This window comes from Streptomyces sp. NPDC001599 (assembly GCF_042893535.1).
Classification (GTDB): Bacteria; Actinomycetota; Actinomycetes; order Streptomycetales; family Streptomycetaceae; genus Streptomyces.
This window is the reverse complement of sequence record NZ_JBIAVA010000003.1, coordinates 211,246-235,886: the sequence shown is the minus strand read 5'-3', so window position 1 is coordinate 235,886 and position 24,641 is coordinate 211,246. Positions and strand designations below refer to the sequence as shown.

26 protein-coding genes and 1 pseudogene are annotated in these 24,641 nt (G+C 74.3%); 12 read left to right on the top strand and 15 right to left on the bottom strand.

All coding sequences use genetic code 11. From position 1 onward, the window contains the following. Positions 1 to 26 precede the first annotated feature (26 nt). Positions 27 to 422: a thioredoxin gene (gene trxA / locus ACFYZ3_RS09835; protein WP_388515082.1), complete on the top strand. Its 396-nt coding sequence runs from the start codon at positions 27 to 29 to the stop codon at positions 420 to 422. 48 nt (positions 423 to 470) lie between these two features. Here the strand turns inward: trxA and ACFYZ3_RS09830 are convergent, their stop codons facing one another. Continuing rightward, the gene (locus tag ACFYZ3_RS09830; RefSeq protein ID WP_388515081.1) at positions 471 to 1,505 is read right to left on the bottom strand and encodes a LacI family DNA-binding transcriptional regulator; all 1,035 of its coding nucleotides are present in this window, start codon (positions 1,503 to 1,505) and stop codon (positions 471 to 473) included. Positions 1,506 to 1,577: 72 nt separating this feature from the next. Continuing rightward, on the bottom strand, positions 1,578 to 2,318 hold the full coding sequence (locus ACFYZ3_RS09825) for a TetR/AcrR family transcriptional regulator (RefSeq protein WP_388515080.1): 741 nt from the start codon (positions 2,316 to 2,318) through the stop codon (positions 1,578 to 1,580). Between the two features lie 139 nt (positions 2,319 to 2,457). Here ACFYZ3_RS09825 and ACFYZ3_RS09820 point away from each other — a divergent pair, with 139 nt between their 5' ends. Beyond that, positions 2,458 to 3,021, top strand: a complete 564-nt coding sequence (locus ACFYZ3_RS09820) for an NAD(P)H-dependent oxidoreductase (RefSeq protein WP_388515079.1) — start codon at positions 2,458 to 2,460, stop codon at positions 3,019 to 3,021. Positions 3,022 to 3,081: 60 nt separating this feature from the next. Here ACFYZ3_RS09820 and ACFYZ3_RS09815 read toward each other — a convergent pair whose 3' ends face one another. Continuing rightward, positions 3,082 to 3,987, bottom strand: coding sequence for a LysR family transcriptional regulator (locus tag ACFYZ3_RS09815; protein WP_388515078.1), 906 nt, complete (start codon positions 3,985 to 3,987; stop codon positions 3,082 to 3,084). Between the two features lie 151 nt (positions 3,988 to 4,138). Here ACFYZ3_RS09815 and ACFYZ3_RS09810 point away from each other — a divergent pair, with 151 nt between their 5' ends. Beyond that, positions 4,139 to 4,342: a hypothetical protein gene (locus tag ACFYZ3_RS09810; RefSeq protein ID WP_016325524.1), complete on the top strand. Its 204-nt coding sequence runs from the start codon at positions 4,139 to 4,141 to the stop codon at positions 4,340 to 4,342. 31 nt (positions 4,343 to 4,373) lie between these two features. Here ACFYZ3_RS09810 and ACFYZ3_RS09805 read toward each other — a convergent pair whose 3' ends face one another. Further along, entirely contained in the window at positions 4,374 to 5,081 is a 708-nt protein-coding gene (locus ACFYZ3_RS09805; RefSeq protein WP_388515077.1) for an SDR family NAD(P)-dependent oxidoreductase, read from the bottom strand. Positions 5,082 to 5,182: 101 nt separating this feature from the next. Between ACFYZ3_RS09805 and ACFYZ3_RS09800 the strand changes: the two genes are divergently transcribed. Further along, positions 5,183 to 6,022, top strand: coding sequence for a helix-turn-helix transcriptional regulator (locus tag ACFYZ3_RS09800; RefSeq protein ID WP_388515076.1), 840 nt, complete (start codon positions 5,183 to 5,185; stop codon positions 6,020 to 6,022). A 19-nt stretch (positions 6,023 to 6,041) separates the two neighbouring features. Here the strand turns inward: ACFYZ3_RS09800 and ACFYZ3_RS09795 are convergent, their stop codons facing one another. Then, complete coding sequence (locus ACFYZ3_RS09795; protein WP_388515075.1) at positions 6,042 to 6,992, bottom strand: TerC/Alx family metal homeostasis membrane protein; 951 nt, start codon at positions 6,990 to 6,992, stop codon at positions 6,042 to 6,044. A gap of 148 nt (positions 6,993 to 7,140) precedes the next feature. Here ACFYZ3_RS09795 and ACFYZ3_RS09790 point away from each other — a divergent pair, with 148 nt between their 5' ends. Both ACFYZ3_RS09790 and ACFYZ3_RS09785 read left to right on the top strand, forming a co-directional pair. Further along, positions 7,141 to 8,364 (top strand): polysaccharide pyruvyl transferase family protein, encoded by a 1,224-nt coding sequence (locus ACFYZ3_RS09790; RefSeq protein ID WP_388515074.1) that lies wholly within the window; start codon positions 7,141 to 7,143, stop codon positions 8,362 to 8,364. Between the two features lie 14 nt (positions 8,365 to 8,378). Continuing rightward, positions 8,379 to 9,815, top strand: a complete 1,437-nt coding sequence (locus ACFYZ3_RS09785; protein WP_388515073.1) for an FAD-dependent oxidoreductase — start codon at positions 8,379 to 8,381, stop codon at positions 9,813 to 9,815. Positions 9,816 to 9,846: 31 nt separating this feature from the next. Here ACFYZ3_RS09785 and ACFYZ3_RS09780 read toward each other — a convergent pair whose 3' ends face one another. The 5 genes from ACFYZ3_RS09780 to ACFYZ3_RS09760 form a co-directional block, all read right to left on the bottom strand. Continuing rightward, complete coding sequence (locus ACFYZ3_RS09780) at positions 9,847 to 10,866, bottom strand: RNA polymerase sigma factor RpoD/SigA (RefSeq protein WP_388515072.1); 1,020 nt, start codon at positions 10,864 to 10,866, stop codon at positions 9,847 to 9,849. Positions 10,867 to 10,891: 25 nt separating this feature from the next. Next, positions 10,892 to 11,146 carry a DUF6343 family protein gene (locus tag ACFYZ3_RS09775; protein ID WP_388515071.1) on the bottom strand — a complete coding sequence of 85 codons (255 nt, stop codon included), beginning with the start codon at positions 11,144 to 11,146 and terminating at the stop codon, positions 10,892 to 10,894. Between the two features lie 12 nt (positions 11,147 to 11,158). Then, the gene (locus tag ACFYZ3_RS09770; RefSeq protein ID WP_109030621.1) at positions 11,159 to 11,584 is read right to left on the bottom strand and encodes a CBS domain-containing protein; all 426 of its coding nucleotides are present in this window, start codon (positions 11,582 to 11,584) and stop codon (positions 11,159 to 11,161) included. Positions 11,585 to 11,679: 95 nt separating this feature from the next. Continuing rightward, on the bottom strand, positions 11,680 to 12,114 hold the full coding sequence (locus tag ACFYZ3_RS09765) for a PPC domain-containing DNA-binding protein (RefSeq protein ID WP_388515070.1): 435 nt from the start codon (positions 12,112 to 12,114) through the stop codon (positions 11,680 to 11,682). Between the two features lie 92 nt (positions 12,115 to 12,206). Beyond that, positions 12,207 to 14,189 (bottom strand): BTAD domain-containing putative transcriptional regulator, encoded by a 1,983-nt coding sequence (locus ACFYZ3_RS09760; RefSeq protein ID WP_388515069.1) that lies wholly within the window; start codon positions 14,187 to 14,189, stop codon positions 12,207 to 12,209. Between the two features lie 199 nt (positions 14,190 to 14,388). Here ACFYZ3_RS09760 and ACFYZ3_RS09755 point away from each other — a divergent pair, with 199 nt between their 5' ends. After that, on the top strand, positions 14,389 to 15,285 hold the full coding sequence (locus tag ACFYZ3_RS09755; RefSeq protein WP_388515068.1) for an alpha/beta fold hydrolase: 897 nt from the start codon (positions 14,389 to 14,391) through the stop codon (positions 15,283 to 15,285). A gap of 85 nt (positions 15,286 to 15,370) precedes the next feature. Beyond that, on the top strand, positions 15,371 to 16,654 hold the full coding sequence (locus ACFYZ3_RS09750) for an MFS transporter (RefSeq protein ID WP_388515067.1): 1,284 nt from the start codon (positions 15,371 to 15,373) through the stop codon (positions 16,652 to 16,654). Between the two features lie 224 nt (positions 16,655 to 16,878). Here ACFYZ3_RS09750 and ACFYZ3_RS09745 read toward each other — a convergent pair whose 3' ends face one another. Then, complete coding sequence (locus ACFYZ3_RS09745) at positions 16,879 to 17,910, bottom strand: hypothetical protein (protein WP_388515066.1); 1,032 nt, start codon at positions 17,908 to 17,910, stop codon at positions 16,879 to 16,881. 159 nt (positions 17,911 to 18,069) lie between these two features. Further along, positions 18,070 to 18,497: pseudogene (locus tag ACFYZ3_RS09740) on the bottom strand (VOC family protein). Between the two features lie 260 nt (positions 18,498 to 18,757). Between ACFYZ3_RS09740 and ACFYZ3_RS09735 the strand changes: the two are divergent. From ACFYZ3_RS09735 to ACFYZ3_RS09725, 3 genes are all read left to right on the top strand, one after another. Then, positions 18,758 to 19,129: an ArsR/SmtB family transcription factor gene (locus tag ACFYZ3_RS09735; protein ID WP_388515065.1), complete on the top strand. Its 372-nt coding sequence runs from the start codon at positions 18,758 to 18,760 to the stop codon at positions 19,127 to 19,129. After that, positions 19,126 to 19,440 (top strand): hypothetical protein, encoded by a 315-nt coding sequence (locus ACFYZ3_RS09730; protein WP_162832962.1) that lies wholly within the window; start codon positions 19,126 to 19,128, stop codon positions 19,438 to 19,440. The genes ACFYZ3_RS09735 and ACFYZ3_RS09730 overlap by 4 nt, the downstream gene beginning before the upstream one ends. Before the next feature lie 220 nt (positions 19,441 to 19,660). Beyond that, a complete protein-coding gene (locus ACFYZ3_RS09725; protein ID WP_388515064.1) occupies positions 19,661 to 21,799 on the top strand; it encodes an MMPL family transporter in 2,139 nt (712 codons plus the stop codon). Here ACFYZ3_RS09725 and ACFYZ3_RS09720 read toward each other — a convergent pair. Continuing rightward, the gene (locus ACFYZ3_RS09720) at positions 21,729 to 22,151 is read right to left on the bottom strand and encodes a PPOX class F420-dependent oxidoreductase (RefSeq protein WP_388515063.1); all 423 of its coding nucleotides are present in this window, start codon (positions 22,149 to 22,151) and stop codon (positions 21,729 to 21,731) included. The two genes, ACFYZ3_RS09725 and ACFYZ3_RS09720, sit on opposite strands and share 71 nt — an antisense overlap. 107 nt (positions 22,152 to 22,258) lie before the next feature. After that, positions 22,259 to 23,149 carry an NAD(P)-dependent oxidoreductase gene (locus ACFYZ3_RS09715; protein WP_388515062.1) on the bottom strand — a complete coding sequence of 297 codons (891 nt, stop codon included), beginning with the start codon at positions 23,147 to 23,149 and terminating at the stop codon, positions 22,259 to 22,261. 132 nt (positions 23,150 to 23,281) lie between these two features. Between ACFYZ3_RS09715 and ACFYZ3_RS09710 the strand changes: the two genes are divergently transcribed. After that, positions 23,282 to 23,746, top strand: coding sequence for a type II toxin-antitoxin system PemK/MazF family toxin (locus tag ACFYZ3_RS09710; RefSeq protein WP_388515061.1), 465 nt, complete (start codon positions 23,282 to 23,284; stop codon positions 23,744 to 23,746). On the opposite strand, the gene ACFYZ3_RS09705 is transcribed toward ACFYZ3_RS09710, so the two are convergent. Further along, positions 23,731 to 24,570, bottom strand: coding sequence for a TIGR02452 family protein (locus tag ACFYZ3_RS09705; protein ID WP_388515060.1), 840 nt, complete (start codon positions 24,568 to 24,570; stop codon positions 23,731 to 23,733). The genes ACFYZ3_RS09710 and ACFYZ3_RS09705 overlap by 16 nt on opposite strands. Positions 24,571 to 24,641: the final 71 nt, after the last annotated feature.

Here is a 24,641-nt window from a genome sequence, read left to right as displayed (position 1 = left end):
CCGAAACCAGGAAGAGGGATCACCTCATGACCAGCACCGTGGAACTCACCAAGGAGAACTTCGACCAGACGGTCACGGACAACGAGTTCGTGCTGATCGACTTCTGGGCGGAGTGGTGCGGTCCGTGCAAGCAGTTCGGGCCGGTCTACGAGAAGGCGGCGGAGGCCAACCCGGACCTGGTGTTCGGCAAGGTGGACACCGAGGCGCAGCCGGAGCTGGCGCAGGCCTTCGGCATCCAGTCGATTCCGACGCTGATGATCGTGCGGGACCAGGTGGCCGTGTTCGCGCAGCCCGGCGCGCTGCCGGAGGCGGCCCTCACCGACGTGATCGGCCAGGCCCGGAAGCTGGACATGGACGAGGTCCGCAAGGCGGTCGCCGAGCAGCAGGCGCAGGCCGGTCAGAACGGCCAGGACGGCCAGTAAGGCGCCCGTAAGGCCGGCAGGCCCCGTAGCGGGCGGTTCGGCCGCCGGTCAGCTCGACTCCCGGTGCACCACCGTCGCGCCCAGCACCTTGTGGCGTTCGGGCGCGGCGCCGGGGTCGTGCACCGCCCGGTCGACGAGTGCGGCCAGGTCGCGGCCGGCGGGCAGTTCCAGGTGGACGGTGCTCAGCCGGGGCCGCAGCAGCCGGCCCAGCATCAGGTCGTCGGCGCCGATCACGGCGGCGTCGCCGGGGATGTCGAGGTCCTCGTCCTGAAGGGCCCGCATCAGCAGCATCGCGTACTCGTCGTTGTACGCGAACACCGCGTCGAGCCCCAGGGGGCGCCAGCGTGCCGCAAGGCGGGCGGCGTCCCCTTCGTCGTAGGCGAGGGGCAGCTCGGTGACGGTGGCGTCGGTGCCGGACACGGCCTCGCGGGCGCCGGCGAGGCGGGGCGCCGAGAAGACGTCCAGGCCGCCTTCCGCGGGCACGACGACGCCGATTCTGCGGCGTCCGCGGTCGTACAGGTGGCGGGTGGCGCCGCGGCCGACGCCCACCTGGTCGGTGAGCAGCGCGTGCGCTCCGTCGACGGCCTCGGGGCCGAGGGTGACGACCGCCCGTGCGCCGGAGCGTTTGAGGACCTCCACGCCCTGCGGGCCGAGGTCGGAACCGGGTGCGAGGACGGCGACCGGGCGGAGTTCGGCCCAGGCGCGGGCGGCCTCGTCGCCGCGCAGGCCGACGGAACCGTACTGCACGACGGTGTAGTCGAGGCGGCCTAGCGCCCACTGGAGTTCGCTGAGGAACCGGCTGTAGAGCGGGCCGGCGGGGAAGGACGGCGCCGGCATCAGGACCATGCGGCTGTGCCCGGCGCGCAGGGAGCGGGCCGCGGCGTGCGGGACGTAGCCCAGCTCCCGGGCGGCCTCGCGGACGCGGCGGCGGGTGGGCTCGCTGATCCGTACGGTGCCGGTGTTGTTGAGGACGTAGGAGACGGTCGCGCGCGACACGCCCGCCAGGCGGGCCACATCGGCGCTCGTGGGCACGGAGCGCGGTGCGGAGGGATCGGAGGGCCGGGGATTCGGTATCTGCACCATGACGTACGGCATCCTGGCAGAAGCCGGACGCGGGGCGGCGGGCGGGGCAACGCCGTCCGCCGCGTACGGAGTTCAGGCCGACGGCGCGACGGCTGGGACCTCGGGGGCCGGGGCCTCGGCCTCGGGGGCCCGGGTGTCGGCGCCGGGGGCCGGGGTGTCGGTGCGGGTGAGTCGCGCGACCAGGTCGAGCCAGCCCGCCCGCACGCGTTCGGCGGGCAGCCCGCACTGCTGGGTGAGGTGGTGGATCAGGGCGGCGTCGAGGTAGGCCATGAGGGTGTGCGAGAGCAGTTCGCTGTCGGCGTCCGGCACGGCCTCGCGCAGCAGCAGGGCCACATGGTGGCGCAGGAAACGGCGCGGCGGGAAGGTGTGGCGGCGTTCGGCGCTGGGTTCCCCGGCCAGGAGGAGGTCCAGTTCGTCGATGGAGCGGCGCAGCAGCGCGCAGCCGAAGGCCCGCAGCCGCTCGACCGGAGGTGCGCCCGGGCCCAGGGGCGGCGGACCGCTCAGCAGCGCGGCCTGGAACTTGCGCTCCGAGTGGTCGAGCAGTGCCGCGAGGAGCCCGGTGCGGTCGCCGAAGCGGCGGAAGACCGTGCCCTTGCCCACATGGGCCGCGGCGGCCACCGCCTCCATGGTGAGGGCGCCCGCGCCGTGCTCGGCCACCAGCCGCTCGGCGGCCTCTAGGAGCCGGGCGCGGTTGCGCGCGGCGTCGGCGCGCAGGCAGGGCTCGTCCTCGTCGATCCCGGTGCCGAGTTGCAGCAGCTCGGGCGGACCGGCGTTCTCCTGGGGCTGCGGGAAGGGCGGCGGGGCGGCGGACATGAAGCCAGCGTAAAGCATCGGGAAGAGAACTGGACCGCGGTCCGTTTGAGATGTTAGAAATTAAACGGACCTCGGTCCGGATCGTTACCGCAGTGTTTCGGCACGCCCGCCGACACGTGTTCCAGCAGTGGGAGTACTCATGTCTGTCCGCATCCTTGCGCTCGTCGGCAGCCTTCGCGCCGGTTCGCACAACCGTCAGCTCGCCGAGGCGGCCGTCAGGTTCGCGCCGGAGGGCGCCGAGGTGCAGCTGTTCGAAGGGCTCGCCGACGTCCCCTTCTACAACGAGGACATCGACGTCGAGGGCAGCGTCCCGGCCGCCGCCGCGAAGCTGCGCGAGGCCGCCCAGGGCGCGCAGGCCTTCCTGCTCTTCTCGCCCGAGTACAACGGCACCATCCCGGCCGTCCTGAAGAACGCCATCGACTGGCTGTCCCGCCCGTACGGCGCCGGCGCCTTCACCGGCAAGCCCGTCGCCGTGGTCGGCACCGCCTTCGGCCAGTACGGCGGCGTGTGGGCGCAGGACGAGGCCCGCAAGGCCGTGGGCATCGCCGGCGGCAAGGTGATCGAGGACCTCAAGCTGTCCATCCCCGGCTCGCTCACCCGCTTCGCGGAGACCCACCCGGCCGACGACGCCGAGGTGGCCGCCCAGCTGACCGAGGTCGTGGCCCGGCTGCACGGCCACGCGGACGAGGCCATCGCCGCCTGACCGGCGCGAGAGCACGTCGTACGGGACCGGAGCTCGGCCGAGCTCCGGTCCCGCCGTGTGTCAGGCCACCGCCGCGGCGGCCAGGGTGCGCAGCTCCTCCAGCGCCGCCGCGACCGCCGCGCGACGGTGGCCACCGCTGCGCGTGCAGGTCAGCAGTTTGCGGTGCGGCCGGCCTGCGCAGGGCACGCGCACGATCGGCAGCTCGGGGGTGAGCCGGGCGAGCCGGGGCACCAGCGCGACGCCGAGCCCGTGGGCGACCAGGTGGGCCGTGACGTTCCAGTCCACCGCGAGATGGACCACGTCGGGGGTGAACCCGGCGGCGCCGCAGGCCGCCACCATGTGCGTCCGGCAGGGGCTCTGCGGCAGCGGCGCGATCCATGCCTCGTGGGCCACGTCGGCGAGGTCGGCCTCCTCCCGTCCGGCCAGCGGATGGTCCACGGGGACGACCAGGTCGAACGGCTCGTCCAGGAGCGGCCGCTGCTCGAAGCGCGTGTCGGCCGAGGGCGGACTGACCGGAGTCGCCTCCACCACCGCCAGATCGCTCTCCCCCTCGAAGAGCAGGTCGAAGCTCTCCGCCACCTCGACCTCCCGGATCCGCACCGACAGCCGGGGGTGCCGCTCACGCAGCCGCGCCGCCATCGGGGCCAGCAGGACGGCGACGGCCACCGGGAACCCCGTCACCCGCAGCGGTCCGGCCGGAGCCCCCTCCCCCGCCCGCAGATCCTGTTCGGCCTCGTCCCAGCGCGCCTCGATCGCATCGGCGTGTGCCAGCAGGCTCTCCGCTGCGGCGGTGAGCCGCACTCCGCGCCCCTGCGGCTCCAGCAGGTCGACGCCCAGGTCCCGGGCGAGCTGCCGGATCTGCTGGGAGGCGGCCGAGGTGGTGAAATGCAGGGCGCGGGCCGCAGCGGTGACCGTGCCGTAGTGGGAGACGGCCCGGAGCACGTGCAGCCTGCGCAGATCAATCATGAAGTGCACGCTTCACGGTGGAGTCCGTAAAGTCAACCTGGACGTGAACGGATCCGTGGCCGCACCCTGTCAGTGGCGCCACGGTGGGACCGACCTCCCACACCAGCATCCCGACGTACCACTGACGCCCACTGACGCACGAGGAGTCGCCATGCCCAGCACGACCGGTCTCGTCTGCCCGCACTGCGGGTGGCCCGACGGTGCCGAGCCCTTCCAGGTGCTGTCCGCCCACCCCACCGGGGCGGGCGGCACGCTGTGGACCCGGTGCGCCTGCGGTTCGCTCCAGGCCCGTGTCGTCGACGGCCACGGCACCCGCGTGGTCTCGCGCGGCAGGCCCACACCCGCGGGCTGCTGAGCGGCTCCGGCAACTGCGGCGAATGCGGCGGCTACCAGGGCAGCGGGCCCGCCGCGTCGAAGAAGCCCCCGGTGGGTCCGTCCGGGCCCAGCCGGGCCATCCGGACGATCACCTCGGCGCCCTGGGCCACGGTCTGCGTACCGGTGTTCCCGTTCAGGTCGGTCGCGGTGAAGCCGGGCTCGACCGCGTTGATCCGCATCCCGGGGAACGCCTTCGCGTACTGCACGGTCAGCGCGTTGACCGCGGTCTTGGACGCCGGGTAGGCGAGGCCCGGGTAGCCGTACCCGGGGCTTTGGGGTGAGGCGAGTCCCGTCAGGGAGGCCAGGCCGCTGCTCACGTTGACCACGACGGGCGCGGCGGAGCGGCGCAGCAGCGGCAGGAACGCATGGGTGACACGCACCACACCGAAGACGTTGGTCTCGAAGACGGTGCGCAGCAGGTCCGCGGTCGTGCCGTCGGCCCCGGTCACGGAGTTGTGCTCGCCGCGCTGCTCGATGCCGGCGTTGTTGACCAGGACGTCGAGGCCGCCGTCGGCCGTCACGGTCCGCACGGCGGCGGCGACGGAGGCGTCGTCGGTGACGTCGAGGACGAGGGGCCGCGCGCCCAGTTCCTCGGCGGCGCGGCGACCGCGCTCGGCGTCGCGGGCGGCAGCGTAGACGGTGTGGCCCGCGGCGAGGAGGCGGCGGGCCGTCTCGAAGCCGAGGCCCTTGTTGGCTCCGGTGATCAGTGTGGTCGTCATGGGGAAAGCCTGCGGCGCGCCGGGGCGGGCAGCCAGGCGTCCGGTCTTCCTGGGACCACGGGTACCAGGAAGACCGGACGCCCGCGGTGTTCACTGGGGGCATGACGGCTACGGAGTTCGGGCGGGCGCTGCGGCTGCGCAGGGACCGGGTCTCCCCCGAGGCGGTGGGGCTGCCCGCGGGCGGGCACCGGCGGGCGGCGGGGCTGCGGCGCGAGGAGCTGGCCCTGCTGGCCGGCATCTCCGTCGACTACGTCACCCGCCTCGAACAGGGCCGGGCGGCCAACCCGTCGGCCCAGGTCGTCGAGGCCCTCGTACGGGCACTGCGGCTGCCGGCCGAGGAGCGCGCACATCTGTTCCGGCTCGCCGGGCTGGCGCCGCCGGGTCCCGAGACCGTTCCCGCGTACATCCCGCCGAGCGTCCACCGGCTCCTGGACCGGCTGGCCGGCACCCCGGTGGCCGTGTACGACGCGATGTGGACGCTGCTGCTGGCCAACCCGCCCTACGCGGCGCTGATGGGTGATCCGTCCCAGTGGCACGGCCCGGAACGCAACGGCGTGTGGCGCAACTTCGTCGGGCCGGGCAGCCGGGCCCGGTACACGCCCGGGGAACGCCGGTCCCTCGAGTCGGCGCTCGTCGCGGACCTGCGGGCCACCGCCGCCCGCTACCCCGCCGACCGGCGCCTCGGCCGGCTGGTCGCGGAGCTGCGCGCCCGCAGCGAGCGGTTCGCCGAGCTGTGGCGGGCGGACGCGGTCGGCCGGCACGAGGCGGCGCGCAAGACCGTCGACCATCCGCGGGTGGGACCGGTCGTCCTGGACTGCGACGTGCTCGGTGTGGCGGGCAGCGATCTGCGGATCATGGTCTACACGGCCGAACCGGACACCGCCGACGCGGAGCGGCTCGCCCTGCTCACGGTCCTGGGCACCCAGGAGCTGGTGGAGTAGCCCGCTTCAGCGGCCGCCGTCATGCCCGCTCCTGCCGCGTGGCCCACAGGCTGGTCGCCGTGGTCACCGCGAGGACCAGCACGATGAACCCGAGCGAGAAGGGGATGCCGATCTCGGGCACGTGGACGCCGGACTCGTGCAGGGCGTGCAGCACCAGCTTGACGCCGATGAAGCCGAGGATGACCGACAGGCCGTAGGAGAGGTGCACCAGCTTCTTCAGCAGACCGCCGATGAGGAAGTACAGCTGCCGGAGGCCCATCAGGGCGAACGCGTTGGCCGTGAACACGATGTACGGGTCCTGGGTCAGCCCGTAGATGGCGGGGATGGAGTCCAGGGCGAAGAGGATGTCGGTGAACCCGATGGCGAGCATCACGACCAGCATCGGGGTCATGACCCGCCTGCCGTTCTCCTCCGCCCACAGCCGGGTGCCGTGGTAGCGGTCGGCGACGCCGAAGCGGCGCTCGATCGACTTCAGCAGCTTGTTCTCCTCGTACTCCTCCTGCTCGTGCCCGCCCTTGCGGGCGTCCTGGATGAGCTTCCAGGCGGTCCAGATCAGGAAGGCGCCGAAGAGGTAGAAGACCCAGGAGAACGCGGTGATGATCGCCGCGCCGGCCGCGATGAACGCGGCACGCAGCACCAGCGCCACCAGGACGCCGACCATCAGCACCCGCTGCTGGTACTGCGAGGGCACCGAGAACTTCGCCATGATCAGGACGAAGACGAAGAGGTTGTCGACGCTCAGCGACTTCTCGGTGAGGTAACCGGCGAAGAACTCCCCGCCCGGCCCGCCGCCGCCGAACACGAGCAGCCCCACGCCGAACAGGCAGGCCAGGACCACCCAGACGGCCGTCCAGATCCCGGCCTCCCTCAGGGACACGTCGTGCGGCTTGCGTCCGACGAAGAAGTCGGCGGCGACGAGGACGCACAGGCCCGCGACGGTCAGCAGCCAGACGCTGAGGGTGACGTTCACCGGTGCTCCTCGTGCGGTACGGGTCGCGTACGGACGGTCCTTGATCAGGGTGTTTCCGGGATGCGGCGCAGGCAACCCGGCAGGGTGCGCGGCTCCACGCGCCGAAAACGGCGCGCGCCGGCCGATTCCGACGTGACGGGAGCCCCGGATGACCCTTCGGCCCTCGCCTCCCCGCCCCGACCGCCGGGGCCCGCGCATCGGCGTGCTGGGTTCCTACGGCGGCTTCAACACCGGCGACGAGGCGATCCTGACCTGCGTGCTGGGCTGCCTGCGCGTGCGGCGGCCGGACGCGCACCTCGTCGTGCTGAGCCGGAACGCGGAGCACACCCACGCCCATCACCCCGACGCCGACGAGGTGGTGCCCTGGGAGGGGGTGAGCCGCAACCACGTCCTCGACGTGCTGCCCGGCCTGGGCCTGCTGGTGCTGGGCGGCGGCGGCATCCTCTACGACGGCGAGGCGCGGCGCTATCTGCGGCTGGTGCGGGCCGCGCAGACCCGGCACGTGCCCACGTTCGCCTACGCCGTCGGCGCCGGGCCGCTCACGGACCCCGAGGACCGGGACGCGGTGCGCACGGTGCTGGCGGAGATGGACGACGTCGTGGTGCGGGACGAGGAGTCGCGGCTGGTGCTGGAGGAGGTCGGCCTGGAGCGGGAGGTCGCGGTGACCGCCGACCCGGCGCTCCTGCTGTCCCCGGAGCCGTTCACCGAGGCGATGATGCGCGACGAGGGCATCCCGACCGGCACCCGGCTGGTGGGGATGTCGGTGCGCGAGCCGGGGCGGGCCGCCGAGAAGCTCGACGAGGGCGACTACCACGCGCTGCTCGCCGACGTCGCGGACTTCCTGGTCCGCCGGCTGGACGCGCGCGTGGTGTTCCTCCCGATGGAACGGCACGACGTACGGCACGCACATGCCGTGCTGTCCCACTTGACCGCCCCCGACCAGGGCCGCATCCTGCACGGCGACTACAGCCCGGGGCAGGTCCTCGGCTTCATGCGCCATCTCGACGTGGCCGTGGGCATGCGCCTGCACTTCGTGATCTTCGCCGCGCTCACCGGCGTACCGGTGCTGCCGCTGCCGTACTCCGGCAAGGTCTTCGACTTCGCGCGCCGACTGGGTGCCCCGGCGCTGGTGGGGGTGGCGCGGGAGCAGGCCGGGCTGCTGCTGGCGGAGGTGGACCGGCTGTGGGACGAGTACCCGCGGCGCCGGGACGACCTGCGGGACCGGATGGGCGAGCTGTCCGCGTCGGCGCGGGAGACCTGCGCGCGGTGCGGGTCCCTGCTCGACGAGATCGGTGCCGCACGCGGGTCGGGCGGCGCCCCCGTGGCGGGTGAGGGGCCCCACCACGCAGAGCCGCGGCCGCTGAACGCCTGACCGGAGGGTGCGCGATGCCGATCCTGGAAGAGCCCCACGAGTCCCGCACCGTCACCCTGCCGCCCCGGCATGCCCGGCACGGGGGCCGCTGCGACGTCCTGGTGGTGGGCGGCGGCCCCGCCGGGTTCGCGGCCGCGGTCGGCGCGGCCGACGCCGGGGCCGACGTCGTGCTGGTGGAGCGGTACGGCTTCCTCGGCGGCAACGCGACCGTGGCGCTGGTGATGCCGCTGATGTCGTTCCACAACGAGCACAAGCAGGCCGCTTTCACCGAGGCCGGGGACACCTCGCGGCTGCTGCCCACCGACCACGGCGAGGGCGAGCCGGTGGTCGCGGGCGTCCTGTGGCAGTTGCTCGACCGGCTGACGGGCCGCGGCGGCTGTCTGCCGCCCTCCCCGAAGACCGGGTACACGGTCCCCTTCGATCCGGAGCTGTTCAAGTTCTCGCTGCTCGAGATGGCGGACGAGTCGGGGGTGCGGATGCTGTTCCACTCCTTCGCCTCCGGCGCGCTGCCGCTGGACGACGGCTCGGGCTGGCGGGTGGTGTTCGAGACCAAGTCGGGACCGGTGGTGATCGACGCCGGGGTGGTCGTGGACGGCACGGGCGACGGCGACGTGGCGACGGCCTGCGGGGCGCCGTACGAGATCGGGCGCCCCGAGGACGGGCTGGTGCAGCCCATGACGCTGATGTTCCGCGTCGCCGACTTCGCCCGGCCGGACTTCGCCGCGTACGTGCGCGAGCACCCCGACCAGTGGCGGGGTGTGCACGGACTGTGGGACCTGATCGAGGAGGCGAGGAAGAACGGCGAACTGCGGCTGCCGCGCGAGGACATCCTCTTCTTCGCGACCCCGCACCCGCACGAGGTCGCCGTCAACAGCACGCGGGTGAACCGGGTCCTCGGCACCAGCGTCTGGGACCTCACCCGCGCCGAGTACACGGCCCGGCACCAACTGGCGGAGATCGACCGCTTCCTGCGCACCCGCGTGCCGGGCTTCGAGGAGTCGTACGTGGTGCAGAGCGGCACGCACATCGGTGTGCGGGAGAGCCGGCGGGTGGTCGGCGACTACCGGCTGACCGGCCACGACATCCTGGCGGCGCGCACCTTCCCGGACGTGATCGCGCACGGCGCCTATCCGGTCGACATCCACAACCCGCGCGGCTCCGGCACCGTCCTCAAGCGGGTGCCGCGGGGCAGTTTCTACGACATCCCGCTGCGCTGCCTGCTGCCCCGGGACACCGACCGGCTGCTGGTGGCGGGCCGCTGCATCTCCGGGACGCACGTCGCGCACTCGTCGTACCGGGTGATGCCCATCGCCATGGCGACCGGGCACGCGGCCGGGGTGTGCGCGGCGCTGACCGTACGGCACGGGAGCGGACCGCGTGGGCTGCCCTACCGGCTGGTCCAGCGGGAACTGCTGCGCCAGGGGGCCCGGCTGCGGACGGAGCCGGCCTGATCCGAACGACACCCCCCGGCGCCGGGCCGGGTCAGCTCGCCCAGTCCAGCAGGCGCTCCCGGTGCTCGGGGGCGCGCAGGTGGGCCAGGGACTCCTTCTCCAGCTGGCGGACGCGCTCGCGGGTGAGGCCCACGTGCTGGGCGACCTGTTGCAGGGTGCGGGGGCGGCCGTCGTGCAGGCCGTAGCGCAGGCTGAGGATCAGGGACTCGCGGGGCGCGAGGGTACCGACGGCCTCCCGCAGTTCCGCCGCGAGCGCCTGGAACTCGGCGACCTCCGGGGCGCGCAGCACCTCGGTGTCGGGGATGAGGTCACCGACGACGGTGTCGCCGGTCTCGTCCACGGGGGTGTCCAGGCTGACCGCGTCCCGGCCCACCCTGCGCAGCCAGACGACCTTGTCCGCGTCGATGCCGCTCCCGGCGGCGACCTCCTCGGTGGTGGGCTCGCGGTCGAGGCCCGCGCGGAGCTTGCGTTCGACCTTGGCGAGCTTCTGGAGCTGCTCCACGACGTGGACCGGCAGCCGTACCGTGCGGGCGTGCGTGGCCAGGCCCCGTTCGATGGCCTGGCGGATCCACCAGGTGGCGTACGTGGAGAACTTGAAGCCCTTGGTGTGGTCGAACTTCTCCACGGCCCGGATCAGTCCGAGGTTGCCCTCCTGGATGACGTCGAGGAGCGGCAGTCCGCGGTGGGCATGGCGCTTGGCCATCGACACCACGAGCCGGAGATTGGCCCGCACCATGTGGTCCTTGGCCTCCTGGCCGTCGTGAACGGTCTCCTCCAGCGTGCGGCGCCGCCCGGGCGTGGGGGCGGGCTCGCCGGTGTCGGCCGCCTCCAGTTCCTCCCTGGCCCGCACTCCCGCCTCGATACGGGTGGCGAGCCGTACCTCGTCCTCGGCGGTCAGCAGGGGGGTGGCCCCGATCTGGGTCAGGTACTGGCCGAGCAGGTCGGGTTCCTCGTCGGGTTCGGGGATCCGGGTGCGCAGCCGCGCGGTGCGGGTGGTGGCGCGGCGGTCCTCCCGGGTGCGTGCCGTCGGTGTGCGTGCCGTGGGCGCCATGTCGTTTCCTCCGTCCCCTTCCGGATCACCGGCCTGCGGGCCCGTGTCCGTTTCTCAGCCGGCGGGCCACCACCAGCAGGTCGGCGGCCGCCAGCAGGGTGAGCGCCGCACACACCACGGCGACGACCACGAGCATGCCGCGGCCGGGGCTGTCGCCGGGAGCGGTGTCCGCGGCCCACACGCCGAAGAACACGGCCCCCGCGAGGAACAGCGGCAGGAAGACCGCCGACAGCAGCAGTCTCAGCCGCAGGGCGCTCCGTGCGTGGACCGGTTCGCTCATGACGGCCTTGTGTCAGTGGCCGGGTGCGGCCCGGCTGATGTCCGCGAGCGCGGAGTGCGGGTCGTCGGTGGCGGCTAGGTCGCCCAGGGTGACCACACCGACCGGGACGCCGCCGTGTTCGACGACCGGGAGCCGGCGCACGGCGTGGCGGGCCATCAGCTCGGCGGCGCGGTCGGTGGTGTCGTCGGGTTCGAGGGTGACGACCGGCGGCGGCGTGCACACCGCGCCGACCGTGGTGGCGTCGGGGTCCCGTCCGTCGGCGACGCTGCGCAGCACGATGTCGCGGTCGGTGAGGACGCCGAACAGGTCGCAGTCGTAGGTCACCAGGACGTCGCCGACGTCCTCCTCGCGCATCAGCCGGGCCGCCCGGGCCACCGTCGTCATGGGCTCGACGGCCACCGCGGCCGGTGACATCACGTCTCGGATGCGCCGTGTCATCTCGCGCCTCCCGGGTTCGGTATGTGTCGGTACGGGACTGCCTGCGGGCCGCGTAGCCCGCACCCGGGCCGGTAAACCGTTCCGCGACGCCGGGCTCAGCCGGGGTCGATCAGGGCCAGGCCGATGTCGGGACGGTGGGTCTTGGCCAGCTCCGCCGGGCTGTCCCGGACGACGACCTCCAGCGTCGGCCAGACCCGGCCGGACAGCAGGTGGCCGCCGCGGGTGGTGCCGTCGGACAGGCCCAGTACGGCGTGCAGGTGCGGGGTGGGTCCGTCGTCGGCGACGGCGACGTCCCCGATGAGGGACAGCACCTCGCACTGCTCCCGCACCGGGATGTGCCGGTAGTCCTTGGCCTGCCGGTCGAACCAGCCGACGACCGCCTCGGAGAAGGCGCCCACGGCGGTCACCTGGGAGGCGCCCAGGGACCGGTCGCGGGCGAAGGCGGTCAGCTCGCCGACCGCGTCCTCGCCCTGGTCGAGCACCACCACGTACACGGCGGACGGACCCTCCTGCACCTGCTGCCACTTCATGACCCGGCGGGTACCCGGCACGGGCCGGGGCATCCCCCTGATGTGGCGCGACCGCTGGTGACGGACGCACCTGGAGGTGCCCCTCGTGCCCCTCACGCCTCCAGGGCCCGGCGGATCGCGTCGAGCCAGCCGTCGACCGGCCCGAAGGTGAGCAGCCCGCTGCCCGCGCCCGCGAGTTCACCGGACGCGGGCAGCAGCCTGTCGTGGGCCCGCCGCAGGGCCGGGCGGTCGCCGAGGGCGAGGGCGAGCGCGGCCTCGGCGCAGCACAGCGCCTCGTAGAGCAGGTCGGGCGGCGGTTCGGTCAGGGCCCGCAGGGCGCTTCGGGCCTCGGTGCCGCGGCCCTCGGCCAGCAGGGCGAAGGGCTCGGCCCAGGGCCGGTACGGTCCCCAGTCCGCGCGCGGATCCACCTCCGCGGGCCGGCCGTGGGCCAGGCGCAGGCCGAGCAGGGCGAGCGGCAGGAGTCCGCGTTCCAGGCCGGGCATCCCCGCGCCGTCGAGTCGCGAGGCGGCCGACCGGTAGGCGGCCTCGGCGCTGTCGTGGGAGCCGGCGGACGGGCCGCCGGTGGCGGCCTGTCGCAGGGCCCGGTACCAGGCGGTGAAGACGGCCACGAGGGGCCGTTCGTGCCGTTCGGCGAGGCGGTCCACGGCGCTCGCGTGCTCGTCGGCGGCCGTGAAGTCGGCGCGGGCCGCGCGGGCCTGGAGCCGGATCAGACGGCCGAGCACCTCGTAGTTCACCAGGCCGTGCCGGGTGCCGAGGGCGACGAGTTCGGCGCCGATCGCGTCCCGGCGCGGCGCCAGTCCGGCGCGGGTGCAGGACTGCATGAAGACGCCGTTGAGGGCGAACGCGAGCAGGGCGGGGTCGTCCAGGCGGCGGGCGATGTCCTCGGCCTCGGCGGCGGCCCGCGGCCCGCGCGGGGAGCGCACGCCCCTTGACTCCAGGGCGACGGTGGCCAGCAGACGGCAGCGTGCCGCCTCGGTGGCGGGGACCTCGGGCAGGACGCCGAGGGTGCGCTCGGCGGCGTCGACGAGGCGCCGCGCCAGTGCGGGGTCGTCGCTGCGGGTCCAGTTGGCGGGGACGTCGTAGGCGCCGATCACCCGGGCGGTCAGTTCCGCGTCGCCCGTCTCCTCCGCCGCCTGGACCGCCGTCATCCGGTGCTCCCGGGCGGCCTCCAGACCACCGCCGCCGGTGACGGCGAGGCTCCGCAGCAGTCCGACGGTGGATTCCAGACGGGCCCGGGAACCGGCGGCGACCGTGCGGTCGTACGCCTCGGTCGCGCGGGCCCACAGCCGGGCCGCCGCGTCGGCCGGTTCGCCGGGCGGGTCCAGGTCCGGGTCCTGGGCGAGGATGCCGGCCTCCAGGCGGCGCAGCCGCGGGCCGGGGTCGATGCCGAGCCGCCCGGCCAGCAGGGCGCGGGCCCTGCGCAGCACGGCGAGGGCGTCCGCCTGCCGTCCGGTCCGGTACAGGGCGAGCGCCAGCAGGCGCCAGGACTCCTCGCGCCAGGGGTGCTCGGTGACGTGCGCGTCCAGGTCGGGGACCGCCTCGGCGGCGCGCCCGAGTTCCACGAGCAGCTCCGCGCGCCGTTCGACGGCGCGCAGCCGCAGCTCGGTGAGCCGGGAGCGTTCGCCGCGCGCCCAGTCCGCCGCGCCGAACTCGGCGTAGGCGGGTCCCCGCCACTCCCCCAGGGCCGCCCGCAGCCGCTCGGGGGCCCGAGCGGCCGGCAGCCGGTCCGCCTCGGCGACGGCGGCCTCGAAGCGCCACGCGTCCACGGTGTCCGGCGCCGCGTGCAGGGCGTATCCCGGTCCCTCGGTGACCAGCAGCCGGGCGGGGGCGCGCGGCGGGCGGTCGGGTTCCAGGGCGCGCCGCAGGTCCCCGACGAAGGTGCGCACCGCGCCGAGGGCCCGCGGCGGCGGGGCGTCCCACAGGTCCTCGACCAGGCGGGCGACGGGGACGACCCGCCGCCGGGCCAGGATCAGCCGGGCGAGCACGGCCCGGTGCCGGGGGCCCCTGAGGGCGAGGGGGTGGGGGCCGCGTTGGGCGGTGACCGCTCCGAGCACACCGAACGTGACCGCTTCCATGTTCCGTGTTCCGTCCGCTCCGATCGCCACCGCGCGTGCGATCACCACAGTACGCGTGCGGACCGGTCGCCGGTCGGTTGCCGGTCGGCTGTCGATCGGTGCCGGTCGGCCGCTGATCGGTTGCTGATTCGGGCGCGGCAGCCTCGAAGGCGTCACCAGGACGGGTGACACGAGCAGGAACAGAGAGGCGCTGACCACCATGACCACCCTGACCACCGCGGAACCGGCCATTCCCGGCTTCACCCACGAACGCGTGACGGTCGCCGACGGCGTCGGCCTGCACGTGGCCGTCGGCGGCACGGGCAGCCCGGTCGTGCTGCTGCACGGCTTTCCCCAGACCCACCTGATGTGGCGGCACGTCGCCGCCGACCTGGCGGCCGACCACACGGTCATCTGCCCCGACCTGCGCGGCTACGGTGCCAGCGACAAGCCCGCCGACCCGGACGGCACCGCGTACGCCAAGCGGGCCATGGCCGCCGACGTGGTCGCCCTGGCCCGGGAGCTGGGGCACGAGCGGTTCGCGCTGGCCGGTCACGACCGGGGCGCGCTGGTCGCGGTGCGCGCCGGGCTCGACCACCCCGACGCGGTGACGCACCTGGCCGCGCTGGACGTGCTGCCGACGCTGGACATGTGGGACGTCCTGCACGGCACGACGGCGGCGGTGGGCTTCCACCTGTATCTGATGGCGCAGCCACCGGGGCTGCCGGAGCAAATGATCGGCGCCGCGCCGGACGCGTTCTTCGGTCACTTCCTCGACGTCTGGACCCGGGACCCGGATGCCCTGCCCGCCGACGTCCGCGCCGCCTACCTCAAGGCGTCCCGCGAGGCGGTGCCCTCCATCGTGGCCGACTACCGGGCCTCGGCCGGCGTCGACGTCGACCACGACCGGGCGGACCGGGAGAACGGCAACCGGCTGCGGATGCCGGTGACCGTGCTCCAGCAGGACTGGGGCGCCGCTCTCGGGTACGACGCCGTCGCGCTGTGGCGGGCGTGGGCCCCGGACCTGCGGCACGAGACCGTCGGCTGCGGGCACTTCATGGCGGAGGAGGCGCCGGCCGAGGTCGCCGGGGCGTTGCGCGAACTGCTCACCCGGTAGCGCCCGCCTCGGGAGGTGCGCACAACGATCGGTTGTACGTGCCGCCCGGCCGGTTGTTTGATCCGCGCGGCCCCGGCTCGCTTGGATGTCGGGCGTGACGGAGTCGGGTGTGGTCGAGTCGGACGTGGTGGGCGGCGGATCGTTGGGGCGGGGGTTCGGGTGGCTGTGGGGTGCGTACGCGGTCAGCACGTTCGGCACGCGGCTCGCCTTCGACGCCTTTCCGTTGATCGCGGTCATGGTGCTCGACGCCGGTCCGGCACGGGTGGCGGCGCTCTCGGCGGTCGGCCTCGCGGTGGGCGCGGTGGTGGCCGTGCCGCTCGGGCCGTGGGTGGAGTTCCGGCGCAAGCGGCCGGTGATGATCGCGACGGACCTGCTGCGGTGCGCGGTGCTGCTGAGCGTGCCGCTCGCGTACGCCCTCGGCCGGCTCGGCTTCGCCCAGTTGCTGGTCGTGTCGGTCGTCGTCGCCGCGGCCGACATCACGTTCCGGGCCGCCGCCGGTTCCTGTCTCAAGGCGCTGGTGCCGGGGCCGGACCTGCTGCGGGCCAACGGCCGGTTCGAGGCGACGACCTGGACCGCGGCCATGCTCGGGCCCCCGGTCGGCGGGGCCGCGATCGGGCTCTTCGGCCCGGTGGTGACGGTGGCGGCCGACGCGGTCAGCTACCTCCTCTCGGCGCTGGGCATCCGCGCGATCGGGGGCGGGGAGCCGCACCCGCGGCGCGCGGCAGCGAACCGGTTGCGCGCCGGTGATGTGCTGGACGGCTGGCGATACGTGCTCGCCTCACCGGCTCTGCGGCCGCTGTTCCTCAACACGGTCCTGGTCAACGGGCTGATCATGGCGACGGCACCGCTGCTGGCCGTGCTCATGCTGGGCGACCTGGGCTTCGCGCCCTGGCAGTACTCGCTCGCCTTCGCCGTGCCGTGTGTCGGCGGGCTGGTCGGCTCGCGGCTGGCCGGACCGCTCGTGGCACGCTACGGAGAGCACCGGGTGCTGGTGACCAGCGGTGTGCTGCGCGTGTGCTGGCCCATCGGGCTGGCCTTCGTCGGCCCGGGGGCCGGGGGGCTGGTGCTGGTGATGGCCGTCGAGTTCGGACTGATCACGTCCGTGGGCGTGTACAACCCGGTGTACGCCACCCGGCGGCTGGAGTTGACGCCCGCGGACCGGGTGGCGCGCACCCTGTCGGCCTGGACGGTCAGCGGGAAGCTGACGACCGCGGCGCTGACCGCGCTGTGGGGGCTGCTGGCCGGCCTGACCGGGACGCGTACGGCGGTCGCGCTCGCGGGCGTGCTGCTCCTGGCGACCCCGCTGCTGCTGCCGCGCCGGTCCCACACGTTGGCTCCCTCCCCGGCCCGGCCCACCGCTGACGGCTGAGGCCCCACGGTCCCGCCCAGGACACCGCACTCCGAGGCAGGTCGCCCAAGCCCGGTCGGACCTGGCGAACCGAACCCGACGGCCCGGGCGCCACGCCCGACCCCGTCCCGGCACCCCAGGCGCCACCCGCCGCCCCGGCCCCGCACCCGCCCGGTCCCGGACCAGCAGGCCGGCCATGCAAGGCCATCGGGCCCCCTCACACCGCCGGAGACACGCCCCGCCCCTCACCCCCGCGCCGACGCGTCCGGGCCCAGGTCGGGGAAGTGCCGGCGGGCCTCGGCGAACAGGGCCGGGTAGTCGGTGCCGTGGGTGACCGCGGCGGCGAAGAGGGCGCCGAGCGCGGCACGCAGGGGGTCCGGGTCGGCGGCGGCTCGGAGGGCGGGCAGGGCGAGGGCGCGGCACAGCGGGGCGCCCTGGCCGGCGCCGGGCGGGCCGGGCGCGGTGAGGGCGGTGCGGGCGTCGGTGAAGAAGCGGTCCCAGGCCCGCCGGGGATCGTCGAACGGGGCCGGCAGGGGCTCGCCCCGGTCCAGCGCACTCAGTGCGGGCGCGATCCAGTCGACGCCGTCCAGTCCGGCAGCGGTCAGGGCCCGGCGGGCGGCCCAGCGGGCGAGGCCGCGCTGGGTGGCCGGGCACGCCGCGTCGACGGCGTCGAGCAGCTCCCGGTCCAGCGGTACGAGCCCGCGTGCGTCGGCACCGGCCTCCCGCACCCGCCGGCTGGGCAGCCGGCCGCCCCAGGACCGGATCTCGGCGCGCTCCCGCTCGGTGCGCGCCCCGGAAACGGGCGGCTCCAGGGCGCGCGCGTAGCGGTGCCGGTGTGCGGCGCTGCGCGAGGTCTGCCGGACGACGCGGTCCGCGGTGGGCGGGGCCGGCCAGAACTGCAGCAGGTACTGGCCGTCCGGTCCCGCGTCCCGGGCCGCGGCGGACCCGGCCCCCGCACCGCCGTCCATGCCGCGTCCGCAGTAGCGCACCCGGTGGTCGGCGGGCGGCAGGGCCCATTCGCACAGTGCGCCGCGGCCGCAGGGCAGGACTGCGGTCGAGGCGGTCAGCGGGCGGAAGGACGCCTCCACCACGTCCTCCCAGCGGTCCTCGACGGGCGGCGCGGTGCCGTGCACCTCGACGGTCAGGGCGACTATCCCGCTGCTCAGGCCCGTGCACAGGAAGAGGCAGCCCGGGACGGCCGCGCCGCACAGCCCGTTGGCCTGCCCGGCGCAGGCCTCCGACGGCACCGGCGCCCACGGCTCGCGACGGCTGTCCACGTGGAACCGCCCGTGGACGACCGGTAGTTCACCCCTGTACACCGTCCGCATCCGCACGGCCAGTCCCCCTCGCATCCGGCACTTCGAGGCCACCAGTATGCGGAGGGGGTCTGACAACGGCCCCGGCCATTGGCCGGGTGACGGCCTCGGGGACGCCGGTCAGCAGGCCCCGGGCACGTCCTCGGTGACGCCGTTCAGCGGCGAGGCCGGGTCGCTGCCGTAGGGGCGGGTGAAGGCCTCCATGCCGTGCCCGGACGGGTCGGTGAAGTACACGCCCCGGCCGCCGTCGTTGCGGTTGATCCGGCCCGGGTGCCGGCCGGGCGGGTCGGCCTGGATGGGGATCCTGCCCTCGACGAGCCGGGCGAGGACGGCGTCGAACTCGTCCTCGGAGACGAGGAACGCGTAGTGCTGCACGGGGATGTCGATGTCGACGGTGGCGAAATCGAGGGTGACGCCGTTGGCGGTCCTCACGGGCAGGAACATTCCGGCCGTTCGCCGACCTCGAGACCGAGGATCTCGGCGAGGAAGCGGGCGGACTTCTCCCGGTCCCGGGAGAGAACGATGGTGTGGTTGAACTCGACTGACACGGGGCAATGCCTCCACGGGCATCTCCGCGGCGCCTCCATGCCTCACCCGGACGGTGACCGACACGCGATGCCGCGTGATGATCATACGCCCCGGGCCCGCCTCCGCGTCCGCCCCCGATCTGCCCCTGCCTCCACCCCGACCCGCCCCTGACCCGCCCCTGATCCGTCCCTGATCCGTCCCTGAGATGTGTCAGAAATCTTTGACAGGTACCTCCGGCCCCTGTCAGCGTTTCCTGACAGGTACCACGGAAAGGGGTGCGATGCCCGAGGCCCCACCTCCGGCACCGACCGGTGACGAGTTGCTCAAGGTGCTCTCCGCGCTCGGCAACCCGCACCGCATGCGGATCGTCGCGGCGCTCCTGGAGAGCCGGAACTACGTCAGCGCACTGGCCCGCCTGATCGGCATGGGCCGTCCGCTGCTGCACATGCACCTGCAGCGACTGGAGGCCGCGGGCCTGGTCGCCGGCACGCTCGAGGTCGCGGAGGACGGCAAGACGGTGAAGTACTACGACGTCACCCCGTTCTTCTACGAGCTCACCCCGCGGGTCGTCGCGCAGGCGGCCGCGACGATCACCGACACCACCGAGACCGACCGGACCGCCGGCCGGAGTGCGAAAGAGGAAGCGAAGTGAACGAGGACGTGGTGACTCTCGCCGCAGGGGCCGAGGAGCTGGGGGTCCTGGTCGGCGCCGTGGGCGCGGCCGGGTTCTTCGGCCTCATGATCGTGATCGTCTGGCAGGTCGCCGCCACCTGGCGGGCCCGGATGCTGGCGGCGCGCGAGGAGCAGTACAAGGAGCTGGCCACGCGGTACGCACGACTCCTGGAGGACACGGTGGAGTTGCAGCGCCGCACGGTGGAGGAGCAGCGGCAGACCCTCGACGAGCTGACCCAGACCCGGCTCGCGGTCGGCTCGATGGAGAAGATGATGCGCGAGATCGAATAGACACCGCCACCGGACACCTCCGCACACGTACGGCCGGGAGCGGCAACTCCCGGCCGTACCGCGGCGGAACACACCCGACATCGCCAGATGTCACACCCCAGACACACATCCGTCCCGTACACCGCGGCAGGTCGCACACCTGAGCGCCGCGGTGCGGGCCCCGTGCGCCCTCGTGCCGGTCGACGACCGGCGGGCGCGTTCCCCATGAAGGAGATTACTCATGCGTGCGCTGTTGCGGCGTGTGGCCCGTGCGCCCGGTGGGCGGCGCGGCAAGTGGTACGTCCTGGCGGCCTGGCTGGTCGTGGCCGTCGCGCTCGGTCCGCTGGCGGGCCGCCTGGGCGACGTCGAGGACACGAGCGCCAACGCCTTCCTGCCGCGCGGTGCGGAGTCCGCGCGGGTCAACACGGAGCTGGAGAGGTTCCGCACGGACACGCTGATGCCCGCCGTCGTCGTGCACACCGGTGCGGGGGCGAAGGAGCAGGCGGCCGCCGACCGGCCCGTGCTCGCCCGGTACGCCGCCGCGGGCGAGGAGGTGTCGCCGCCGATCCCGTCCGAGGACGGAGAGGCGCTGATGACGGTGGTTCCGCTGGACAGCGAGGACGACGTCACCGCGACGATCGACGAACTGCGGGCCTCCGTGGGCGCCAACGCGCCGCCCGGCGTGGACGTCGTCGTCGGCGGACCGGCCGGTTCGCTCACCGACCAGGTCGCCGTCTTCGACAGCCTGGACACCACCCTGATGCTCGCCACCGGGCTGGTCGTGGCGCTGCTGCTGCTGATCACCTACCGCAGCCCCGTGCTGTGGCTGCTGCCGCTGCTGTCCGTGGGCTTCGCGGCCGTCCTCACCCAGGTCGGCACCTATCTCCTGGCCCGGTACGCCGGGCTGCCGGTGGACCCGCAGAGTTCGGGCGTGCTGATGGTGCTCGTCTTCGGTGTCGGCACCGACTACGCGCTGCTCCTCATCGCCCGTTACCGCGAGGAGTTGCACCGCCGCGCCGACCGGCACGAGGCGATGCGGATCGCGCTGGTCCGCTCGGGCCCGGCGGTCCTGGCGTCGGCCGGCACCGTCGCGGCGGGCCTGGCCTGTCTGGGCTTCGCCGACATCAACTCCTCGCGCTCGCTGGGGCTGGTGGGCGCGGTGGGCGTGGTCTGCGCCTTCCTCGCGATGGTCACCGTGCTCCCGGCCCTCCTCGTCCTCACCGGCCGCTGGGTGTTCTGGCCCTTCGTGCCGAGGGCCGGTACGCCCGCCCGGGCGTCGCGCACGGTGTGGTCCCGCGTCGGGTCCGCGGTCGCCCGGCGGCCCCGCTGGTCGTGGCTGATGTCGGTGGCGGTCACCGGTGTCCTCGCGCTCAGCACGGCCGGCCTGTCCATGGGGCTGACCCAGGAGGAGATGTTCCAGGACGAGCCGGAGTCGGTCGTCGCCCAGGAGCGGATCTCGGCCCACTACCCGTCGGGCGCCTCCGATCCGGTGAAGATCGTCACCGCCACGGCGCACGCCGACGCGGTGCGGCGGGCCGCGGCGCACGTCGGGGGCGTGGCCCGGGTGGAGGCCGGGGGCGACCGCACGCCCGACGGCGGCCGCACCCAGCTGTCGGTCGTCCTGGCGGACACCCCGGACAGCGAGCGTGCCAAGGACACGGTCGGCGACCTCCGGGACGCCGTGCACCGGGTGGCCGGTGCCGAGGCGCTGGTGGGCGGCACCACCGCGCAGTACCTGGACACCCAGCGGGCCGCGGGGCGCGACCTGACCACGGTGGTTCCGGTCGTGCTCCTGGTGGTCCTGGCCGTGCTGGTCGGGCTGCTGCGCGCCCTGGTCGCCCCGCTGCTGCTCCTGGCCACCGTGGTGCTGTCGTACCTGGCGGCGCTGGGCGCCTCGAACCTGCTCTTCGAGCACGTGCTGGGCTTCGCGGGTGTCGACTGGTCGATTCCGCTGATGGGCTTCGTGTTCCTGGTCGCCCTGGGCATCGACTACAACATCTTCCTCATGCACCGGGTGCGCGAGGAGACCGCCCGGCTCGGGCACGCCCGCGGTGTGCTGGAGGGCCTGACCAGTACGGGCGGTGTGATCACCTCCGCCGGAGTCGTGCTCGCCGCGACCTTCGCCGTCTTCGCGGGGCTGCCGCTGGTGACCATGGCGCAGCTGGGCGTCCTGGTCGGGATCGGCGTGCTGCTCGACACCTTCCTGGTGCGTACGGTGCTGGTGCCCGCCCTCGCGCTCGACCTGGGCCGCCGGTTCTGGTGGCCGGGCGCGCTGTTCCGGCGCCCGGCGCGGCAGGAGGCGCCGTCCGTCAGCCCGACTGGGAGCTGTCCTTCAGCGCCCCCCAGCCGTGCCAGCGCTCCACCTCGATCCAGGCGCTGACCCGGGGACGCTCCCGGTTCGGATACGGGTTGCCCGTGTAGTGCCGGGAGAGGCGGTCGATGCCGGAGAGGTCCTCGTCGTCGCGCATCTCGGCGACCCGGCCGATGAGGGTGACGTGGGTGTACCAGTCGTCGCCCGAGAGGACGGTGAGGGTGATGCGCGGGTCGCGGCGCAGGTGTCCCAGGCGCACGCGGCCCGCGTCCAGGTTGATCAGCACCCGGCCGTCGTCGTCCCAGACGTACCAGGTGGGCGTGGAGACGGGGGCGCCGTCCTGGCGGAGGGTGGCCATGACGCACGGGTTGGGGCGGCGCAGCAGTTCGACGGCCTCGGGCGGCAGCGGCGGCTTCGACATGCGGTCTCTCCTCGCGGTGTGGTGTGGTCCGGCACCGGGTCCGGACGCCGGTGTCGGTGTCGGTGCGGGTGCCGGGGTGTCTCGTGCACCCGGTACCCAGGGTGGGCTCAGTCGGTCGCCTTCTCCTCGAAACTGGCGAAGTAGGCCGCCGCCATGTCCTCGTCGCCGTGTCCCTGGGCGGCGGCCCGGGCGAAGCGTTTCGCACCGGCCGCGGCGAGGTCCAGCCGAACGCCGTTCGCCTCGCCGGCCTCGACGATCAGGCGGGCGTCCTTCTCGGCGGTGGCGACGGCGAACTGGGCCGGCGTCAGGGCGCCGTCGCGGATCAGCCCGGCCTTGGCCCGCAGATAGCCCATGTCGAGCGGACCACCGGCGATGGCGTCGAAGAAGGTGTCCGGGTCGACGCCCAGGGCCTTGGCGAGCGAGAGGGTCTCGCCACCGGCGTTGGTGACGGCGAGGACCCAGCTGTTGGCCACCAGTTTCAGCCGGGTGGCGCTGCCGGCCGCGCCGTCCTCGCCGGTCCACACGGTGCGCGAGCCGACGGCGTCGAACACGGGGGCCACGGTGTCCCTCGCCTCGCTCGGACCCGCCGCCAGCACCAGCAGTTGACCGGCCTCCGCGGGCTGCCGGGTGCCGAGGACGGGAGCGTCGAAGAAGACGAGGCCCTGCTCTTGGGCGTAGGCGGCCAGGTCGGCGACCGCGTCGACGCCCGCGGTGGTGGACTGCGCCCACACGGTGCCGGGGCGCAGGCCGGGCTCGGCCCGCCGCATGACGTCGAGGGCGGCCGGGCCGTCGTACAGCATCGTGAGGACGACGTCGGCGCCGCGTACGGCCTCCTCCGGGCTGTCCGCGACGTGCGCGCCGTCGGCGGTTAGCGGCTCGGCCTTGTCCCGGCTGCGGTTCCAGACGCGGACGGTGTGTCCGGCGCGGGCGAGGTTGCGGGCCATCGCGGCACCCATGATGCCGGTGCCCAGGACGCTCACGGTGAGCTGGTCGGTCATGACGTCGCCTTCTGACTCGTACTGTCTCGTGTCGCCGGTGGCCGGGCTCCTGCGAGCCGGGCCCGGGGGCCAGCCTGCCACCGGACGCGGGTCCCCGCGCGTCCGCGCGGACCCGTCCCGTACGGTACGGCCGTGAACGCCTTCACCGACGACATCGACAGCAACGGCGAGAGCGCCCCGGGCCGTTACGGACCCTCCGCCACCACCGAGGCCGACCCGCGGGAGGTGGGCCGGGTGCGGACCGAGTACTCCCCCGCGCACGACGGCGATCCCGATCCCGGCGAGATCGTCTGGACGTGGGTGCCCTTTGAGGAGGCGGACGGCCGCGGCAAGGACCGGCCCGTGCTCGTGGTGGCCCGGGAGGCGGCCGGGACGGTGCTGGCCGTGCAGCTGTCCAGCAGGCGGCACGACGGGGACCGGGAGTGGGTGCCGATCGGCAGCGGGCCGTGGGACCGCTCCGGGCGGGACTCCTGGGTCGACGTGGACCGGGTGCTGCGGCTGCACGACGCGGGTATGCGCCGCGAGGCGTGTGCCCTGGACCGGATGCGTTTCGACCTCGTGCGGCAGCGGCTGCGGGAGCGCTACGGCTGGAGCTGACCGGGACGGCCGGTGCCCTCCGGGAAGGCGCGCTCGAAGGCCGCCCGGACGGTGGCGCCCGGGGTGCGGTCCAGGATGCCGAACGCCACCCTCTCGAAGGCACCGGCGAACCGCCCGCCGGGCCCGAGCAGTGTCCGGAACGCGCCCGCCACCTGGGCGGGGTCGTTGCGGAACACGCCGCAGCCCCAGGCCCCCAGGACCAGCCGCCGGTACCCGTGGACCGCGGCCGTCTCCAGCACCCGCTCGGCGCGCCGGGTGAGGGCGGCGGGCAGGTCGGCGGCGCGCTCCGGGGCCGTGCGCAGCACCACGCCCGCGTTGGGCGCGGCGGAGGTGAGGAACCCGGCCGTGAACGGCTCGTCCAGCAGGCGGCCCCGGTCGTCGCGGAAGACGGGTACGCCGGGCGAGTGGACGACGCGGTCCGTGTAGAACGGGTCGCGGTGGGCGCGGTGGTGGTCGTAGAACTCGCGCGCCCGCAGCAGGCAGGTGTACAGCGCGGAGGCCCGGCACAGGGCCTCCTCCTGGGCCTGGGCACCGTTGAGGTAGCCGCCGCCCGGGTTGCGCGCGGAGGCGAAGTTGAGCACGGCGACGTCGCCGCCGAGCCGCCGGGCGGCCTCCAGGCTGCTCTCGCCGGTGACCTCGAAGTCCGTGCGCGCACCGGCCGGAACGGACACCTCGACCGGCCCCGGCCCGTACATCCGCGTACCGTCCCGGGCCGCCCCGACCGCCGGCGCGAGGGGCACCTCACGCCCGTCGGACGTGCGGTAGGACCCGGCCGCGACGATCTGCTCCGTCTGCTGTGCGATGCCCCGCAGGCGCGCGCTCACGGCGCCACCCCCGTGGACGCCGTGACCGCGCGCGGCGCGGTCTCCCCCGTCGTGCTCATGCGGGAATCCTG

What these genes read in the sequence shown, in the direction of transcription:
- ACFYZ3_RS09725 (WP_388515064.1), top strand. Translation starts at nt 19,661, where the DNA reads ATGCGTGCGCTGTTGCGGCGTGTGGCCCGTGCGCCCGGTGGGCGGCGC.
- ACFYZ3_RS09800 (WP_388515076.1), top strand. Translation starts at nt 5,183, where the DNA reads ATGACGGCTACGGAGTTCGGGCGGGCGCTGCGGCTGCGCAGGGACCGG.
- ACFYZ3_RS09830 (WP_388515081.1), bottom strand. Translation starts at nt 1,505, where the DNA reads ATGGTGCAGATACCGAATCCCCGGCCCTCCGATCCCTCCGCACCGCGC.
- ACFYZ3_RS09805 (WP_388515077.1), bottom strand. Translation starts at nt 5,081, where the DNA reads ATGACGACCACACTGATCACCGGAGCCAACAAGGGCCTCGGCTTCGAG.
- ACFYZ3_RS09770 (WP_109030621.1), bottom strand. Translation starts at nt 11,584, where the DNA reads ATGACACGGCGCATCCGAGACGTGATGTCACCGGCCGCGGTGGCCGTC.
- trxA (WP_388515082.1), top strand. Translation starts at nt 27, where the DNA reads ATGACCAGCACCGTGGAACTCACCAAGGAGAACTTCGACCAGACGGTC.
- ACFYZ3_RS09825 (WP_388515080.1), bottom strand. Translation starts at nt 2,318, where the DNA reads ATGTCCGCCGCCCCGCCGCCCTTCCCGCAGCCCCAGGAGAACGCCGGT.
- ACFYZ3_RS09810 (WP_016325524.1), top strand. Translation starts at nt 4,139, where the DNA reads ATGCCCAGCACGACCGGTCTCGTCTGCCCGCACTGCGGGTGGCCCGAC.
- ACFYZ3_RS09775 (WP_388515071.1), bottom strand. Translation starts at nt 11,146, where the DNA reads ATGAGCGAACCGGTCCACGCACGGAGCGCCCTGCGGCTGAGACTGCTG.
- ACFYZ3_RS09765 (WP_388515070.1), bottom strand. Translation starts at nt 12,114, where the DNA reads ATGAAGTGGCAGCAGGTGCAGGAGGGTCCGTCCGCCGTGTACGTGGTG.
- ACFYZ3_RS09760 (WP_388515069.1), bottom strand. Translation starts at nt 14,189, where the DNA reads ATGGAAGCGGTCACGTTCGGTGTGCTCGGAGCGGTCACCGCCCAACGC.
- ACFYZ3_RS09735 (WP_388515065.1), top strand. Translation starts at nt 18,758, where the DNA reads ATGCCCGAGGCCCCACCTCCGGCACCGACCGGTGACGAGTTGCTCAAG.
- ACFYZ3_RS09750 (WP_388515067.1), top strand. Translation starts at nt 15,371, where the DNA reads ATGTCGGGCGTGACGGAGTCGGGTGTGGTCGAGTCGGACGTGGTGGGC.
- ACFYZ3_RS09815 (WP_388515078.1), bottom strand. Translation starts at nt 3,987, where the DNA reads ATGATTGATCTGCGCAGGCTGCACGTGCTCCGGGCCGTCTCCCACTAC.
- ACFYZ3_RS09790 (WP_388515074.1), top strand. Translation starts at nt 7,141, where the DNA reads ATGACCCTTCGGCCCTCGCCTCCCCGCCCCGACCGCCGGGGCCCGCGC.
- ACFYZ3_RS09720 (WP_388515063.1), bottom strand. Translation starts at nt 22,151, where the DNA reads ATGTCGAAGCCGCCGCTGCCGCCCGAGGCCGTCGAACTGCTGCGCCGC.
- ACFYZ3_RS09755 (WP_388515068.1), top strand. Translation starts at nt 14,389, where the DNA reads ATGACCACCCTGACCACCGCGGAACCGGCCATTCCCGGCTTCACCCAC.
- ACFYZ3_RS09715 (WP_388515062.1), bottom strand. Translation starts at nt 23,149, where the DNA reads ATGACCGACCAGCTCACCGTGAGCGTCCTGGGCACCGGCATCATGGGT.
- ACFYZ3_RS09780 (WP_388515072.1), bottom strand. Translation starts at nt 10,866, where the DNA reads ATGGCGCCCACGGCACGCACACCGACGGCACGCACCCGGGAGGACCGC.
- ACFYZ3_RS09785 (WP_388515073.1), top strand. Translation starts at nt 8,379, where the DNA reads ATGCCGATCCTGGAAGAGCCCCACGAGTCCCGCACCGTCACCCTGCCG.
- ACFYZ3_RS09820 (WP_388515079.1), top strand. Translation starts at nt 2,458, where the DNA reads ATGTCTGTCCGCATCCTTGCGCTCGTCGGCAGCCTTCGCGCCGGTTCG.